The organism is Bradyrhizobium sp. UNPA324, from assembly GCF_006658635.1.
Lineage (GTDB): Bacteria > Pseudomonadota > Alphaproteobacteria > Rhizobiales > Xanthobacteraceae > Bradyrhizobium > Bradyrhizobium nanningense.
The window spans coordinates 770,185-787,337 of sequence record NZ_LFJD01000004.1; the positions used below are offsets into that span (position 1 = coordinate 770,185).

12 protein-coding genes are annotated in these 17,153 nt (G+C 64.6%); 10 read left to right on the plus strand and 2 right to left on the minus strand.

The genetic code is table 11. The features are described from left to right. Genes UNPA324_RS03720 through UNPA324_RS03730 form a run of 3 tightly spaced genes read left to right on the plus strand, consistent with a single transcriptional unit; the run spans position 1 to position 2,000 of the window. Positions 1–846 (plus strand): phosphatase PAP2 family protein, encoded by an 846-nt coding sequence (locus UNPA324_RS03720; protein ID WP_141933538.1) that lies wholly within the window; start codon positions 1–3, stop codon positions 844–846. A gap of 45 nt (positions 847–891) precedes the next feature. Beyond that, positions 892–1,665, plus strand: a complete 774-nt coding sequence (locus UNPA324_RS03725) for a glycosyltransferase family 2 protein (protein WP_181769277.1) — start codon at positions 892–894, stop codon at positions 1,663–1,665. Then, positions 1,662–2,000, plus strand: coding sequence for a lipid-A-disaccharide synthase N-terminal domain-containing protein (locus UNPA324_RS03730; protein ID WP_128921845.1), 339 nt, complete (start codon positions 1,662–1,664; stop codon positions 1,998–2,000). The genes UNPA324_RS03725 and UNPA324_RS03730 overlap by 4 nt, the downstream gene beginning before the upstream one ends. Before the next feature lie 57 nt (positions 2,001–2,057). On the opposite strand, the gene UNPA324_RS03735 is transcribed toward UNPA324_RS03730, so the two are convergent. Further along, positions 2,058–3,749: a Na/Pi cotransporter family protein gene (locus tag UNPA324_RS03735; protein WP_128921844.1), complete on the minus strand. Its 1,692-nt coding sequence runs from the start codon at positions 3,747–3,749 to the stop codon at positions 2,058–2,060. Between the two features lie 199 nt (positions 3,750–3,948). Next, positions 3,949–5,133: a cystathionine beta-lyase gene (gene metC, locus UNPA324_RS03740; protein ID WP_141933540.1), complete on the minus strand. Its 1,185-nt coding sequence runs from the start codon at positions 5,131–5,133 to the stop codon at positions 3,949–3,951. A gap of 392 nt (positions 5,134–5,525) precedes the next feature. Here metC and UNPA324_RS03745 point away from each other — a divergent pair, with 392 nt between their 5' ends. The 7 genes from UNPA324_RS03745 to UNPA324_RS03775 all read left to right on the plus strand — a co-directional run bounded on the left by UNPA324_RS03745 (position 5,526) and on the right by UNPA324_RS03775 (position 17,115). Further along, entirely contained in the window at positions 5,526–6,542 is a 1,017-nt protein-coding gene (locus UNPA324_RS03745) for an amino acid ABC transporter substrate-binding protein (protein ID WP_128921842.1), read from the plus strand. A 24-nt stretch (positions 6,543–6,566) separates the two neighbouring features. Then, positions 6,567–7,772 carry an amino acid ABC transporter permease gene (locus UNPA324_RS03750; RefSeq protein ID WP_141933541.1) on the plus strand — a complete coding sequence of 402 codons (1,206 nt, stop codon included), beginning with the start codon at positions 6,567–6,569 and terminating at the stop codon, positions 7,770–7,772. Continuing rightward, a complete protein-coding gene (locus tag UNPA324_RS03755) occupies positions 7,769–9,289 on the plus strand; it encodes an amino acid ABC transporter permease (protein WP_128921840.1) in 1,521 nt (506 codons plus the stop codon). The genes UNPA324_RS03750 and UNPA324_RS03755 overlap by 4 nt, the downstream gene beginning before the upstream one ends. Before the next feature lie 12 nt (positions 9,290–9,301). After that, the gene (locus tag UNPA324_RS03760) at positions 9,302–10,039 is read left to right on the plus strand and encodes an amino acid ABC transporter ATP-binding protein (protein WP_128921839.1); all 738 of its coding nucleotides are present in this window, start codon (positions 9,302–9,304) and stop codon (positions 10,037–10,039) included. A 98-nt stretch (positions 10,040–10,137) separates the two neighbouring features. Next, positions 10,138–12,378 (plus strand): tetratricopeptide repeat protein, encoded by a 2,241-nt coding sequence (locus UNPA324_RS03765; RefSeq protein ID WP_181769278.1) that lies wholly within the window; start codon positions 10,138–10,140, stop codon positions 12,376–12,378. A gap of 115 nt (positions 12,379–12,493) precedes the next feature. Further along, positions 12,494–14,767 (plus strand): O-linked N-acetylglucosamine transferase, SPINDLY family protein, encoded by a 2,274-nt coding sequence (locus UNPA324_RS03770; RefSeq protein WP_181769279.1) that lies wholly within the window; start codon positions 12,494–12,496, stop codon positions 14,765–14,767. A gap of 107 nt (positions 14,768–14,874) precedes the next feature. Continuing rightward, a complete protein-coding gene (locus UNPA324_RS03775; RefSeq protein ID WP_164936563.1) occupies positions 14,875–17,115 on the plus strand; it encodes a tetratricopeptide repeat protein in 2,241 nt (746 codons plus the stop codon). Positions 17,116–17,153 lie beyond the last annotated feature (38 nt).

Consider the following 17,153-nt stretch of genomic DNA (forward strand, 5'->3'; position numbering starts at 1 on the left):
ATGCCGGCCTCGACCAGCACTGCGCCACGTCCGGGCTATCCCGCGCAATTGTTCGCCGTGTCGCGGCGGGCGCTGGCGCAGCTCGTTCGCACGCCCTCGCATTCACGCCGCGCGGAGGCCGCGCGAAAACTGGCGCGGCATTCGCTGTGGCTCAGTGCGGCGGGCGCCGCCCTCGTCATCGTGCTGATGGTCGCGTTCGACCAGGCCGAGATCCAGCTGATGCCCGCGCGCGGCACGCCCGGCCTGTGGCCGATCCGCATCCTCACCGATTTCGGCAAGGACGAGTATCTGCTCGCGGCGCTCGGGGCCGCGCTGGTGGTATTGGCGCTCGTTGCGGCAGGGCATCACGGAACTCGCCGCGCGCTGCTGCTCGGCCTCGGCACGCGGCTGCAATTTCTGTTTCTGTCGATTGCTGTGTCGGCATTCGTTGCCGAGATCCTGAAATATGTCGTCGGCCGCGGACGTCCATTTGTCGGCGGCAGGGCCAATCCGTTCAACTTCATGCCGTTCGACGGGACGGGGGCTTATGCCAGCCTGCCGTCAGGTCATGCCGTGGCAGCATTCGCCCTGGCGTTCGCGGTATCGGCATTGTGGCCGCGCCTGCGCGTGTTCATGTTCACTTACGCAATCGTGATCTTGTTGACGCGGCTGGTGCTGGTCGCGCATCACCCGAGCGACGTGGTGGCCGGCGCCCTGGTCGGCACGGTCGGCGCCATGGCAGTCCGTTACTGGTTCGCGGCCCGCAGGCTGGGCTTTGCCATCCGTGCCGATGGCACCATCGTGCCTCTCGCGGGGGCAATCTCGGGCCGCCTCAAAAGGGTTGCCCACGGGGCATCCGCCCCATAAAAGCGGCTGCCTGCCGGGGCCGTCGGTTCCTCGGGTCGCAAGCCAATGCCAACCACGAGCTATGATTTGTCGACGTCCCAGCCTTCGGTTTCTCAGCCTTCGGTTTCCATCGTCGTCCCCGTGCGCAACGAAGCCGACAACATCGCGCCGCTGATCGCGGAGATCGGTGCGGCGCTCGATGAGCGCTGGGCCTATGAGATCATCTATGTCAACGACGGCTCGACCGATGCGACCGGCGAACGGCTCGCGGCGATCATGGCGCAGCGGAGCAATCTGCGTCAGCTCCGCCATGCCAGATCAGGCGGCCAATCCGCGGCCGTGCGCAGCGGCGTACGCGCCGCGCGCGGCATGATCGTGGCGACACTCGACGGTGACGGCCAGAACAATCCGGCCTTCCTGCCCGACCTGATCTCGGCGGTCGAGAAGGGCGCAGGGCGCGTCGGACTCGCCGCCGGGCAACGGGTCGGACGCAAGGATACCGGCTTCAAGAAATTCCAGTCGCGCGTGGCGAACGGGATCCGCAACGCCATCCTGAAGGACGGCACGCGGGATACCGGCTGCGGGCTGAAGGCGTTCCGGCGCGACGTCTTCCTGATGCTGCCCTATTTCGACGGGCTGCACCGCTTCCTGCCGGCGCTGGTTCGCCGCGAAGGCTACGATATCGCCTATGTCGACGTGATCGACCGGCCGCGCCATTCCGGCGTGTCGAACTACGGCTTCTTCGATCGGCTGTGGATCGGCATCATGGATCTCGCCGGTGTATGGTGGCTGATCCGCCGCAAGAAGCCGACACCAGAAGTGACTGAGGTGAACGCATGATCATCCAATACGGTCAGGCGCTGAGCAATTATCTCTACGACGTCTTCGTCGCCAAGTTCGATTTCTGGCTGGCATTCGGCCTCGTCGCGCAGCTGTTCTTCACCGCGCGCTTCCTGGTGCAGTGGATCGCGAGCGAACGCGCCGGCAACAGCGTGGTGCCGATGGCGTTCTGGTTCTGCTCGATGGGCGGCGGCCTGATGACGCTGGTCTACGGCGTCGTGAAGCGCGAGCCGGTCATCATCCTCGGACAGGCGCTGGCGACCATCATCTATATCCGCAACATCATGCTGATCATCAAGAACCGCGGCAGCGCCTCGAAGACGCTGGATCGGTGAGGCTCCTGCAACGACAATGTGAAGCGCGATGAGTATCTATCCTCATCGCATCGCGCTTCAGCGCGGCACCGCCGAGGCCGTGCCCGACGCGGGCAGGGCGGCTGTCTCCGCCTCGGTCCTGCGATAGGGCACGCCGGCCGCGTCCAGCACGGGGTAGGCGACCGAGCAGATATGCGAGTGGATGCGCCTGAGGTCGCGCAGCACGTCGAGATGCAGCGACGTCGTCTCGATGGTTTCGGGGCGACCCTCGCGCAGGCGGTCGAGATGCCGCTCGACCGCGGCAAGCTCGGTGTTGCGCAGCGCCGTCTTCTCCACCAGCAGCTTGCGCGCCTCGTTGGCGTCACCCGACATGAAGACACCGAAGGCGATCCGCAGCGAGTCCATCGTGCGCTTGTGGAAGGCGGCGAGCTCGTCGGCCCCTTCCGCCGAGAACTGGAAACGCCGCTTGATCTTCTTGGTCGCGAGCTCGCTCAGGCTCTTGTCGATGATGTCGCCGATATGCTCGAGGTTGATGGCGAAGGAGATGATCTCCATCGCGCGCCGCCCCTCGCTTTCGTCGAGGCTACCCCGCATCAGCTTGGTCACGTAGAGCTTGATGGCTTCGTCGAGACCGTCGACGAAATTGTCCATCTTGGAGACCTGGTCGACCAGCGCACGGTCGCCCGTCATCATCGCGGCCATCACCTTGCGCAGCATGACCTCGACGAGATCGCCCATGCGCAACGTCTCGCGAGCGGCGTCGGCGAGTGCCAGCGACGGCGTCTCCAGCGCGGTCTCGTCGAGATAGCGCGGCCGGGCCGGGTCGGCCTCCTGCACGCGATCCGGCAAGAGACGGATGAGCAGGCGCGACATGGCGTCGAGCAGGCCGATGAAGACGAGGGCCGTGCCGAGGTTGAAGGCGATGTGGAAGGCCGCCGTCATCTTGGCGAGATCGGGCTGCCAGGCGTGCATATGCTCGGCGATCGTGCCCAGGAAGGGCAGGACGAGGGCAATGCCGATCACGCGGTTGACGAGATTGCCGACCGGCAGGCGATAGCTCGCGGCATCGTCGCGCTTGGCGCCCTCGAACACCGGATTGATGGCACTGCCGAGATTGGCCCCGAGCACAAGCGCCAGCGCGGCGTAGGGCGTGATGAACTGCGAATAGGCCAGCGACATGATCAAGAGCACGCTGGCGACGCTCGAATGCACCACCCAGGTGACGAGGGCGGCGATGACGACGCACAGAATGGGATCACCCGTGATGGCCGACATCACGACGCGAACGCCGGGCGCGTTCTCGGCCGGCGCCAGCGTGTCGAGCAGGATATGCAGCGAGAGCAGCATCAGGCCGAGGCCGATGCAGACGCGGCCGACGTCCTTGATCCGTGAGCGCGGGCCGGAGCGGAAGGCGACGAGGCCGAGCACGAACAGGACCGGCGCAACGGCTGCGATATTGAACGACAGCACCTGCACGATCAGCGTGGTGCCGACATTGGCCCCGAGCATGATGGCGAGCGCCGCCGCGAGGCTGACGAGCCCCTCGGCCGCGAACGAACTGGTGATCAAGGCGGTCGCCGTGCTGCTCTGGAGCAGGGCGGTGAGCCCGAGGCCGGCGGCGAAGGCGCTGGCGCGGTTGCTCAGTGCCTTGCCGAGCAGGCGCCGCAGGTCAGGGCCGAAGGCGCGCAAAATCCCGCTGTGGACCATATGCAGGCCCCACAGCAACAGCGCCACGCCGCCCATAAGATCGAGCAGAACCAACGTTCCCATGCTCCGTGTCCGGATTGGAGTCGATTGGTGAGGCTAGCGCCAAATGCTTGAGGTTCAAACCATTTGTTGGCGCGTCAGCGTTAACGTTTACGACACGTGCACGCTCCCGCGGCGCACCTCGTGCGTCCGCCGCGGCGCACCTCGTGCGTCCGCCGCGGCGCTATGCCGTGTCTTCGCGCACGATGCCCTGTGAGCAGGCTCACATTGCCGCCTTGAGGGCAGCGAAGCCGCGATCGAGATCGGCCTTGAGATCGTCGACGCTCTCGAGCCCGATGTGGAGGCGCAGTGTGGGGCCGCCCGGCGACCACTTGGTCGCGGTGCGATAGGCGTCGCAATCGAAGGGAATCGCAAGGCTCTCGAAGCCGCCCCAGGAAAAGCCCATGCCGAACAGCTTGAGCGTGTTGAGCATGGTGTCGACCGCCTTCTGCGGCACGGGCTTCAGCACGATGCTGAACAGCCCTGAGGCGCCGGTGAAGTCGCGCTTCCAGATGGCGTGACCGGGATCGGTCTCCAGGCCCGGATGCAGCACGCTAGCGACCTCGGGACGGCCGGCCAGCCAGCGCGCCATGTCGAGACCGGAGCGATGATGCTGCGCCAGGCGCACCGACAGCGTGCGCAGGCCGCGCAGCGCGAGGAAGACATCGTCGGGACCGGCGCAGACGCCGAGCAGGCGGATGCCTTCGGCGACCATCGGCCAAGCCTTGGCGTTGGCCGATATCGTGCCGAACATGATGTCGGAATGGCCGCCGATATATTTGGTGGCGGCCTGCATGCTGACGTCGACGCCCTGGTCGAGCGAGCGGTGATAGAGCGGCGTCGCCCAGGTGTTGTCGTCGATGACGAGCGCGCCGCGCGCATGGGCCACCTCGGCGATGGCGCGAATGTCCGGCATCTCGAACGATTGCGAGCCCGGCGCCTCCACCAGCACCGCACGGGTGTTCGGCTTGAACAGCTTGTCGATGCCGGCACCGATCAGCGGGTCAAAGTAGGTGGTCTCGACGCCGTAGCGGGCCAGCATGCCGTTGCAGAAATTGCGCGAGGGCCGGTAGACGTTGTCGACGACCAGAATGTGGTCGCCGGTCTTCAGCACCGAGAGCAGGGTGGTGGAGATCGCCGACAGCCCCGATGGCACGATGCCGACGCCGGCGCATTGCGGCCCCTCCAGCGCCATCAGCGTCTCCTGGAACGCCTTGGTCGTGGGGGAACCGTGCCGGCCATAGGTGAACTCGCCGCGATGGGCGTGCAGGTCCTCGGCGGTCGGATAGAGCACGGTCGAGCCGTGGAAAACCGGCGGATTGACGAACCCCTTCTGCGCCTTGGTGTCGCGGCCGGAGGTGACCAGCCGGGTCTCGGCCTGCTGCTCTTGGGGGTGCGAGGAATCCATGCGTCTGCTTTCAAAACCGCGTTTCCGCTCGGGCGTGGCGCCTGACGGGCTGGCCGAAAGGCCGCTATCGTTAATAACAGAACACAGAAGAGTCCCGTCAACCCCTTGACCCGGCACGCCAGTCGTTCTGTGATGCGGAGGTGCTATTCAGTCGCCGCATGTTGAGGGGCCTGCCGCGACCTTCGATCCATCGTCTGACCGAACCTTGCGCCACAGCTAAACAAAAGGGCGGGCGCCAGCGGCGGGGATTAAGGTATGGCCTCCCGGGATCGGCGAGTGTTCGGCAAGGTTTTCCAGCATGACTCTTGCAGGGCCGGTTTTGATACGCCCGGCGCGGCAGGGATGATCCTGAGACAACGTTCCTTGAGACGACTTTGAAAGGCCCAAAGCCCATGAAACGCGTAACCCTGGCTCTCACCCTTGCTCTCGCCGCCGGCCTCTCCGCGCAAGCCGCCGATGCACAAACGCTCAAGACCATCAAGGACCGGGGCATGCTGTCCTGCGGCGTCAGCCAGGGCCTGCCGGGTTTCTCCTCGCCCGACGACAAGGGCAACTGGACCGGCCTCGACGTCGACGTCTGCAAGGCGATCGCCGGGGCGATCTTCAACGATGCGAGCAAGGTCAAGTACGTGCCGCTGTCCGCCAAGGACCGCTTCACCGCGCTGCAATCCGGCGAGATCGACGTGCTCTCGCGCAACACCACCTGGACCATCTCGCGCGACACCTCGCTCGGCGCCAACTTTACCGGCGTGACCTATTATGACGGGCAGGGCTTCATGGTGAAGAAGTCGCTCAAGGTGAACTCGGCGCTCGAGCTCAACAGCGCCTCGGTCTGCGTGCAGACCGGCACCACCACCGAGCAGAATCTCGCCGACTACTTCAAGGCCAACAACATGAAGTATGAGGTGATCGCGTTCGGCACCAACGACGAAACCGTCAAGGCCTACGAGGCCGGTCGCTGCGACGTCTTCACCACCGACCAGTCGGGCCTCTACGCCAACCGCCTGAAGCTCGCCAATCCCAATGACCACATGGTGCTCCCCGAGATCATCTCGAAGGAGCCGCTCGGCCCGATGGTGCGCCACGGCGACGACCAATGGTTCGACATCGTGAAGTGGACCCTGTTCGCGATGCTCACCGCCGAAGAGCTCGGCGTGACCTCGAAGAACGTCGACGAGAAAGCCAAGCTGGAAAATCCCGAGTTGAAGCGCGTGCTCGGCACCGACGGCAATTTCGGCGAACAGCTCGGCCTGACCAAGGACTGGGTGGTGCGGATCGTGAAGGCGGTCGGCAATTACGGCGAAGTGTTCGATCGCAATGTCGGCGCAGGCTCGCCGCTCGGCATCAATCGCGGTCTCAACAATCTCTGGAACAAGGGCGGTCTTCAGTACGCGCCGCCGATCCGCTGATCGCCCCCCGCTGGCAGCGGCAGCATGAGCACCGAGGCCCGAAAACCGCCGCCCCAGATCGCGCTGAAGATCAGGCGCCTTCTGGGCGGCAAGGCAGGCTGGAACGGCGTCGCCGTCCAGTTTGCCTTCGCGGCAATCCTGGGCTGGATCGGCTATGAGATCGTCTCCAATGCCCGCGCCAACCTCGAAAACCAGCACATTGCCGCCGGTTTCGGCTTCTTGCGGAACAATGCCGGTTTCGACGTCAACCAGACCCTGATCTCCTATACCGGCTCGGACACGTTCCTGCGGGTGTTCGTGGTCGGGCTCCTGAACACGCTCATCGTCTCGGTGGTGGGCATCGTCTTCGCCACATTGATCGGTTTCATCGTTGCGCTGTGCCGGCTCTCGCCCAACTGGCTGTTGTCGCGCGTCGGCGAGATCTATGTCGAAACCATCCGCAATCTGCCGCTGCTGTTCCAGATCCTGTTCTGGTATCTCGCGGTGCTGGCAGCCCTGCCCAATCCGCGGCAGAGCATTTCGCTGCTCGGCATCGCCTTCATCAGCAATCGCGGCCTTGTCATTCCGAGCCCGGTCGGCGGAAGCGGCTTGGAGCCGTTCCTGGCGATGCTGGCGCTCGGCATCGTCGCGTCACTGGCCTTGCGCTTCTATGCCCGGCGCGCGTTGTTTCAGGAAGGGCGGATGATCCGGATCTGGCCCTATGTGCTGGGTCTGCTGTTCGGGCTGCCGCTCGCGACCATTCTGGTCACGGGATTGCCCTTCACCTTCGAGCTGCCGCAGCTTAAGGGCTTCAATTTCGCCGGCGGCTCGCGGATCATTCCCGAGTTCGTGGCGCTGGCGCTGGCGCTGTCGACCTATACCGCCGCCTTCATCGCCGAGATCGTGCGCGCCGGCATTCTGTCGGTGCACAAGGGGCAAATGGAGGCGGGATCGTCTCTGGGCCTCAGCCGCGGCACCACGCTCCGGCTGATCGTCGTGCCGCAGGCCATGCGCGTCATCGTGCCGCCGCTGACCAACCAATACCTCAATCTCACCAAGAACTCGTCGCTGGCAGTCGCGATCGGCTATCCTGACCTCGTCTCGGTGTTCGCCGGCACATCGCTGAGCCAGACCGGGCAGGCGATCGAGATCATCGCGATGACGATGGGCATCTATCTCCTGATCTCGCTGCTCACCAGCGCGATCATGAGCGTCTACGGTTGGCGCGTCAGCCGGAGTTTGGGCGCATGAGCGATATCGCCTCGAGCAGCTTCGTCCGCCAGGACCTGCTCACCGAGCGTCCCGCGCCGGTGAAGACCACGGGCTTCGTCGGGCTGATGCGCACGCGCCTGTTCAACTCGCCGACCAACATCCTACTCACCATCGTGGGCGCGCTGCTGCTATGGTTCACCATCGTTCCCTCGGTCAGGTTCCTGATGGTCGATGCGGTCTGGAGCGGTAAGGACCGCGCGGCATGCCTCACGGAGAACGCCGGCTTTGCGGTCGGGGCGTGCTGGCCCTACATCCAGGCCAAGCTGCCGCAATTGATCTATGGTTTCTATCCCGAGGCGGAACGCTGGCGGGTGAACCTCACATTCGTTCTTGCGGTGGTCCTGCTGGTGCCGCTGCTCGTGCCGCGCCTGCCGGCGAAAGGGCTCAACGCCAGCCTGTTCTTCGTCGCCTTTCCGGTTGTCGCGTTCTTCCTGCTGCACGGTGGCGGCATCAAGGGCTTTGGCCTCAGCTGGACGGCGGGCTTGCTGGAATTGTTCGACGACAGCATCATCGGCGCCGGGCAGGCCCTGCTCAGTTCCAGCAAGACGTCGGCAGTCGGGCCGCTGTTGTGGCTGGTCGGGAATTTCATTGTGCTGGTCGGCACCGCGATCCATTGGCTGATCCTGCCGCTGACCTGGCTGCGCGACCAGATCCAGGGAGCGGGACAGTCGGTCTGGACTGATTTCGCCGTCACGGCCGCGGTCGTCTGCCTGATCGCCTTCGGCCTCGGCGGCGGCTTGCGCGCCGGTGGGCGCGCTCTGGCCTCGAGCATCTTCGCTTTCGTCGCCATCGCCGCCGTGATCAAGCTGATGGGGCTCGATCGCGGTGGCCTGCCGGTCGTGGCGACGAATTTGTGGGGCGGCCTGCTGGTGACGCTGGTGGTCTCCGTCACCGGCATCGTCACCTCGCTGCCGATCGGCGTCGCGCTGGCGCTCGGCCGGCGTTCCACCATTCCGCTGATCCGGATCTTCTCGATCGCCTTCATCGAGTTCTGGCGCGGCGTGCCGCTGATCACCGTGCTGTTCTTCGCCACCTACATGCTCCCGCTGTTCCTGCCGGGCAATTTCAGCGTCGACGGTCTCGTCCGCGCGCTGATCGGTATTGCGCTGTTCACGGGCGCCTACCAGGCCGAGAACGTCCGCGGCGGGCTCGCTGCGATCCCGCGCGGGCAGGGCGAGGCCGCGGCAGCCCTCGGCCTGTCCTGGTGGAAGACGACCTCGCTGATCGTGCTGCCGCAGGCGCTGCGTCACGTCATTCCGAACCTCGTCAACAGCTTCATCTCGCTGTTCAAGGACACCTCGCTGGTTTCGATCGTCGCGCTGTTCGACCTGTTGGGCTCGCTCAGGGCATCGTTTTCGGATCCGAAATGGTCGACGCCTTCGACCGCGTTCACCGGCTTCGCCTTCGCCGGGGTCATCTACTTCATCTTTTGCTTTGGAATGTCGCGCTACTCGCTGTTCGTCGAGCATCGTCTCAACGCCCACCGTCGCAACTGATCGAGGTCCCCCATGTCAGACCCCATCGTCAAGATTTCCGGCCTCAACAAATGGTACGGCGACTTTCACGTCCTGCGCGACATCGACCTCGATGTCCGCAAGGGCGAGCGCATCGTGATCTGCGGACCCTCGGGCTCCGGCAAGTCGACGTTGATCCGCTGCATCAACGCGCTCGAGGAATTCCAGGAGGGTGAGATCGTCGTCGACGGCATCGAGCTCGGGCCCAACCTCAAGCACATCGATGCCGTGCGCCGCGAAGTCGGCATGGTGTTTCAGAGCTTCAATCTATTCCCACACCTCACGGTGCTCGACAATTGCACGCTGGCACCGATCTGGGTGCGCAACATCCCGAAGAGGGACGCCGAGGCGACCGCGATGAAGTTCCTGGAGCGAGTCAAGATCCCGCATCAGGCCAACAAGTTTCCGGGACAGATGTCCGGCGGCCAGCAGCAGCGCGTCGCCATCGCCCGCGCCCTGACGATGAATCCGAAGGTCATGCTGTTCGACGAGCCGACCTCGGCGCTCGACCCTGAAATGGTCAAGGAGGTGCTGGACACCATGGTTGATCTCGCCGGGGAGGGCATGACCATGCTGGTCGTCACCCACGAGATGGGTTTTGCCCGCGAGGTAGCCAACCGCGTGGTGTTCATGGATGCGGGCCAGATCATCGAGGCCAACACCCCGAACGAGTTCTTTGCGGCGCCTCAGCACGCCCGCACAAAGCTGTTCCTGAGCCAGATCTTGCGCTGAACGCCCTGCATTCCGTGGCCTCGCCGGTCTAGCCGCCCCGCCAGCCTGGCACCATCCGAATCAGCTTTGCCTCCTTTCGGGCATCCCGGAGAGAGACCTTGCAGAGCAGTGTCGGCGCGCGCGCCTACCAGAATGCGCGATTGCAGAAGAAGTTGAGGAAGCAGGCGGATGCCGTCATGTCCTTGGCGATCGAGGCACTCGGGCAGGGCAGATTTGCCGAGGCCGAGACACTCTGCCGCGAGATCGTGAAGGAGTTGCCGGATCATTTCCATGCCACGCATCTGCTCGGCCTGCGCGCCTATGAGGGCGGGCGGCTTGAGGAGGCGCAAGAGCTGTTCGAGCGCGCGATAGCGCTCGATCCGCGCTCGCCCGATGCCCACGGCAATCTCGGGACCGTGTATTTCGCGCTCGAGAAATTCGAGAACGCCCGCGCCTGCCAGGAGAAGGCCATTGCGCTGAAGCCGAATTGTCCGATCACCCTGACCAATCTCGGCAATACGCTGCTGAACCTCGGCCTCGGCGAACAGGCGATCGGATTGCACGAACGCGCGATCAGGCTGCGACCGGACTATGCCGATGCATTTTGCAACCGTGGCATGGCGGAGCTGATGATCGGCCGGTTCGAGCGCGCCAATGAGAGTTTCGATCGCGCTCTGTTGTTTCAGCCGCGTCATGCGGAGGCGATCGCCGGCAGGGGCATGGTGTGCATCGAGCTGCGGCACTATGCGGAGGCCGAAGCCGCCCTCGCAGCTGGCCTCGCGATCAAGCCGGGTTCACCGCGGATATTGGCGCAGCGCGGACGGCTGAACTTCGATCTGTACCGGCTGGAGCAGGCGGCGGCGGACTTCGATGCGGCGCTGGCGCGATCGCCGCGGCTCGAGCTCGCGCTGCGCGGGAAGGCGCAGGTCAACCTTCTGTTGGGCAACACGACGCAGGCGATTGCGGCCGTCAAGACCCTGCTCGAGGACAATCCGCGGTCCGATTACGCAATCGTGCTTCTCGGCGCCTGCTATGCGAACCAGGGAGACGTCGCCACCGCGCTCGAGCATCTCGATGCGGCGCTCGAGATCTCGCCGGATTATGCCGACGCCATTGCACGCAAGATCTTCATCCTGGATTATCTGCCGGAGGCGGATTTCGCGGTCCAGCAGGCGGTGCGGAAATCCTGGTGGGATGCGATCGGCGCCAGACTGCCGCAAAGGGCATTGCCGCCGCGGCAGCCCGATCCGGACAGGCGGATCGTCGTCGGATATGTCGCCTCGGAATTCAGGAACCACTCGGCGGCGTTTGCGCTGTTGCCGGTGCTGCGCCATCATGATCACACGAGGTTCGAGATCGTCTGCTATTCCTGTTGGCCGTTACAGGACGAGATCACCGAGAGGTTCAAGCCTCTCGCAGACGTCTGGGTCGACGCGGCGCAGCTCTCGGACGACGAACTGGCCGATCGCATACAGGCGGACAAGATCGACATTCTGATCGACGTGTCGGGACATACGGCCGGCAACAGACTCCCCGTGTTCGCCCGCAAGCCGGCCCCGATCCAGGTCACGGGCTTCGGCCACGCGACAGGCACGGGTCTTCAGACCATGGACTACGTGCTCGCGGATCCAATCTTCATTCCGCAATCGGCCCGCCATCTGCTGGCCGAGAAGGTCCATGATCTGCCGTGCCTGATCACGATCGATCCCATCCTGGATCTGCCGCCGTCGGAGCTTCCCATGCTCCGCAACGGCCATGTGACCTTCGGCGTGTTCAACCGCATCTACAAGATCTCCGATGAGGCGATCCGGGTGTGGTCGAAAGTGATGCGTGAGGTGGCGGGTTCGAAGATCATCATCAAGCACGGGCTGCTCGACGATCCCTTGCTGCGCGACGGCCTGATCGCGCGGTTCGTGGCCCACGGCATTGCCGAAGAGAATATCACCTGTCTGGGCTCGACCTCGCGCCACGAGCATCTGCTGGCCTTTGCGAATGTCGACATCTCCCTCGATCCGTTCCCGCAAAATGGCGGCATCAGCACCTGGGAATCCCTCTATGCGGGTGTTCCGGTCGTCGCCAGGCTCGGCAAGGGCGCCTCGTCGCGCGCCGGCGGCTCGATCGTCGCGGCCGTGGGCCTCGAGGACTGGATGGCCGAGGATGACGACGGCTATGCCGCGATCGCGTGCAGATATGCGGCGCAGCCCGCTCATCTGGCGAAGTTGCGCGCCGATCTGCCGGCTCGGATCGCAGCCTCGGCCGCCGGCAACGTCGAACGTTACACCTTGGAGGTCGAGGCGGCCTATCGCCGGTTCTGGCGAGATCATTGTGCCGGCGCCTCGGAGCGCGGCGAGATGGCATAGCCAGATCTTGCGTTGCGCCCCCGGAAAATCCCGGGGGCGATGCCGGTCCGCCGACCGGGCGGCGGGGCTTGCGAATCAGTTAGACTCTGCCCAGGGGATCCTCCGGAGAGACACCTTGCAGAACAGCGGCGGCGGCGCGCGCGCATTCCAGAACGCGCGACTGCAGAAGAAATTGATGAAGCAGGCCGATGCGGTCATCGCCGCTGCGGCGAACGCCTATGGTCAGGGCCGATATGCCGAGACCGAGGCACTGTGCCGTGAGATCCTGAAAGCCCTTCCGGATCATGTCGACGCCACGCATCTGCTCGGCATGTGCGCACATGACGGCCGGCGCCTCGAGGAGGCGCAAGAGCTGATCGAGCGCGTGATCGCGCTCGATCCGCGCCTCCACGATGCCCACAACAACCTCGCGACCGTGCATTTCGATCTCGGCAATTACGAAGAGGCGCGGCGGTGCCAGGAGAGGGCGATCGCGCTGAAGCCGAATTTCGCGGTCGCGCTGACCAATCTCGGCAATACGCTGATGCATATGGGGCAGTACGAGCAGGCGCTCGAGATGCACGAGCGCGCCATCAAGTTGAAACCGGATTATGCCGATGCGCTCTGCAACCGCGGCATGGTCGAGATCGTGCTTGGACAGATTATGCGCGCCAAGGAGAGTTTCGAGCGCGCCCTGCTGTTCCAGCCGCGTCACGCCGAGGCCATCGTCGGCAGCGGCATGGTCAGCATGGAGCTTCGGCACCACGAAGAGGCGGCCGCCAAATTCGCCACGGCGCTCGCGATCAAGCCCGGTGCGCCGAGGATTCTGGCCCAGCGCGGGCGGCTCAGTTACGAACTGCAGCGCCTGGAGCCCGCGCTTGCGGATTTCGAGGCGGCGCTTGCGATCTCGCCCAAGCTGGAGCTGGCGCTCCGGGGCAAGGCTCAGACCTGCCTCGTCATGGGAAAGACCGCGCAGGCGATGGCGGCCGCGACGACCTTGATCGAGCGAAATCCGCGCTCCGAGATGGGAATGGCGCTGATGGGCTTCGCTTATTCGAACCAGGGAGACATGGATACCGCGATCGAATACCTCGATCGCGCGCTGGCGCTCCGACCGGACTATGGGGACGCGATCAGGGGAAAGATCTTCCTGGAGGACTACCGCGCCGAGGCCGATTTCGTGGTCCAGCAGGCGGTGCGAAAATCCTGGTGGGATCAGATCGGCTCCAAGGTGCCGCGAAGCGAGCTGCCGAAGCGGCCACTTGATCCGGAAAAGCGGATCGTGGTCGGCTATGTCGCTGCCGAATTCCGCCAGCATTCGGCGGGGCTCACGCTGCTGCCGGTGCTGCGCCACCATGATCACGCCAAATTTGAAATCATCTGCTACTACTCCTGGCCGGGCGCGGACGAGTACACCGCCAAGTTCAAATCACTGGCGGACGTCTGGGTGGATGCCTGGGGGCTCTCGGACGATGAACTCGCCGATCGTATTCAGGCCGACAATGTCGACATCCTGATCGACGTTTCGGGCCACACGACCGGCAACAGGCTGCAATGCTTCGCGCGGAAGCCGGCGCCGATCCAGGCCACCGGCTTCGGTCATGCGACGGGCACGGGCATGCCGACCATGGACTACGTCCTCGCGGATCCCATCTTCATTCCGCCATCGGTCCGGCACTTGTTTCCCGAGAAGATCCACGATCTGCCGTGCTTGATCACGATGGAGCCCGTCACCAATCTGCAGCCGTCCGAGCTGCCGATGCTCCGCAACGGCCACGTCACGTTCGGCGTGTTCAACCGCATCTACAAGATCTCGGATGATGCGATCCGTGTGTGGTCGTGCATCATGCGGCAGGTGCCGGGATCGAAGATCATCCTCAAGCATGGTTTGCTCGACGATGCCCTGCTGCGCGATAGCCTGATCGCACGCTTCATCGCGCAGGGCATTGCGGAGGAGAACATCACCTGCCTCGGCACCACCTCGCGCGACGACCATCTGAAGGCCTTCGACCAGATCGATATTTCCCTCGACACGTTCCCGCAAAACGGCGGCATCAGCACCTGGGAATCCCTCTACAAGGGCGTTCCCGTCGTCGCCAAGCTCGGCATCGGCGCCTCCTCGCGTGCCGGCGCCTCCATCGTGGCGGCCGTCGGCCTCGGCGACTGGGTCGCGGAGGATGACGACGGCTATGTCGAGATCGCCCGCAAGTTTGCCTCGCAGCCCGAGCATCTGGCGAAGTTACGCGCCGGGCTGCCGGCCCAGATCGCAGCCTCGCCCGCCGGCAATGTCGAGATCTACACGCGCGAGCTCGAGGCGGGGTACCGCAAGTTCTGGCGCGACTATTGTGCCGCCGCCTCGGAAGGCGGCGACGCTGCTGTAAGCGGGGCGGACGCATCTCGCGGTTGCTGAGCAGGATCCGGTAGCGCCCCCGGGATAGCCCGGAAGGATTTCCCGCCCCGCCGGCCCGCCGCACGAATCAGCTAGACTCGCCGCCGGCCATCTTCCGGAGAGACACCTTGCAGAGCAGCGCTGGCGCGCGCGCATTCCAGAATGCGCGATTGCAGAAGAAGTTGAAGAAGCAGGCCGACGCCATCATCTCCGCCGCGGCGAGCGCTTATGGCCAGGGCAGATATGCGGAGACCGAGGCACTCTGCCGCCAGATCGTGCAAGCTGTTCCGGATCACTTCGACGCCACGCACCTGCTCGGCCTGAGCGTGCAACAGGGTGGGCGTCTGGAGGAGGCGCAACAGCTGCTCGAACGCGCAATTGCGATCGATCCGCGTTCGCACGAGGCCCATAACAATCTCGCTGCTGTGCACCTGGCTCTTCAGAAATTTGAGGCCGCTCGCGCCTGCCTGGAGAAGGCGATCGCGCTGAAGCCCAATTTTGCGCCGGCCCTGGCCGGCCTCGGCAACACCTTGCTTCAGATGAACCTGCCCGAGCAGGCCATCGAGATGTACGATCGCGCGATCAAGCTGAAGCCGGATCATGCCGATGCGCTCTGCAATCGTGGCCTCGCCGAGCTGGCGCTCGGCCGGTTCGACCGGGCCAGGCAGAGTTTCGAGCGCGCTTTGTTGTTTCAGCCGCGCCACGCCGAAGCGCTCGTCGGCAAAGGCGTGGTCAGCATCGAGCTCAAGCACTACGATGAGGCGGAAGCCGCCCTCGCAGCGGCGCTCGCGATCAGGCCCGGTTCGGCGAAGACGCTCGCGCATCGCGGGCGACTCAATTTTGCGCTGTCGCGACCACAGCAGGCGGCTGCGGATTTTGATGCCGCACTTGCGCTTTCGCCGAAGCTCGAAGTGGCCTTGCGGGGGAAGGCGGAAGTCTCGCTGAGCATGGGGAATAATGCGCAGGCGATGCTGGCCTGCACGGCGTTGCTCGAAGAAAATCCGCGCTCGGCGATTGCGCTCGCGCTGCTGAGTTCCTGTTTTGCGAACCAGGGAGACATCGCAGCCGCGATCGAACATCTCGACGCCGCGCTCGCCCTCGCGCCGGACCAGCCGGACCTGATCGCGCGGAAGATTTACTTTCTGGACTTCCTCTCCGAGGCCGATTTCGCGGTCCAGCAGGCGGCGCGCAAATCCTGGGGGGATGCGATCGGCGCCAGATTGCCACAGAGGAAGCTCGCGCCACGGCAGCTCGATCCTGACAGGCGGATCGTGGTCGGTTATGTCGCTGCCGAATTCTGGTACCACTCGGCGGCGTTCGGTCTGTTGCCGGTGCTTCGCCATCACGATCACGCCAGGTTCGAGATCGTCTGCTATTCGTGCTCGCCGACGCGAGACGAGATGACCGCCAAGTTCAAGTCGTTGGCGGACGTCTGGGTCGACGCCTGGCAGCTGTCCGATGACGAACTGGCCGACCGTATCGAGGCCGACAAGGTCGATATCCTGATCGACGTGTCCGGGCATACCACCGGCAACAGGCTCCCGGTATTCGCCCGCAAGCCGGCTCCGATCCAGGTCACGGGCTTCGGCCACGCCACGGGAACCGGCCTGCAGACCATGGACTACGTGCTCGCCGATCCGATCTTCATTGCGGAATCGGCCCGCCACCTGGTGGCCGAAAAGGTCTATGACCTGCCGTGCCTGATCACGACAGATCCGATCCTGGATGTGCCTGCTTCGGATCTGCCCATGCTCCGCAACGGCCACGTGACCTTTGGCGTCTTCAATCGCATCTCCAAGATCTCGGATCAGGCCATTCGTGTATGGTCGAAAGTGATGCGGGAGGTGGCCGGTTCGAAGATCATCATCAAGCACACTCTGCTCGACGATCCGTTGGTCCGCGACGGTCTGATCGCGCGCTTCGTCGCGCAGGGCATCGCCGAAGAGAACGTCATCTGCGTGGGCTCGACGCCGCGCCACCAGCACCTGCTGGCGTTCGCGCAAGTCGACATCTCGCTCGATACTTTCCCGCAAAACGGCGGCGTCAGCACCTGGGAGTCCCTCTATGCGGGCGTTCCGGTCGTCGCCAAGCTCGGCAACGGGGCTTCTTCGCGCGCCGGCGCTTCCATCGTGACCGCCGTCGGTCTCGGCGACTGGGTCGCCGCGGATGACGATGGCTATGTCGAAATCGCCCGCAGGTTTGCGGCGCAGCCTGAGCACCTGGCGAAGTTGCGCGCGGGTTTGCCGGCTCAGATCGCAGCCTCAGCCGCCGGCAATGTCGAGATCTACACGCGCAGGGTCGAGGAGGGCTACCGCCGGTTCTGGCGCGACTATTGTGCTGCCGCCTCGGAACGCGGCGAGGTCGCGTAACCCGGCCGAGGCGCCGAGCCTGTGGATGTGCGTTCTTC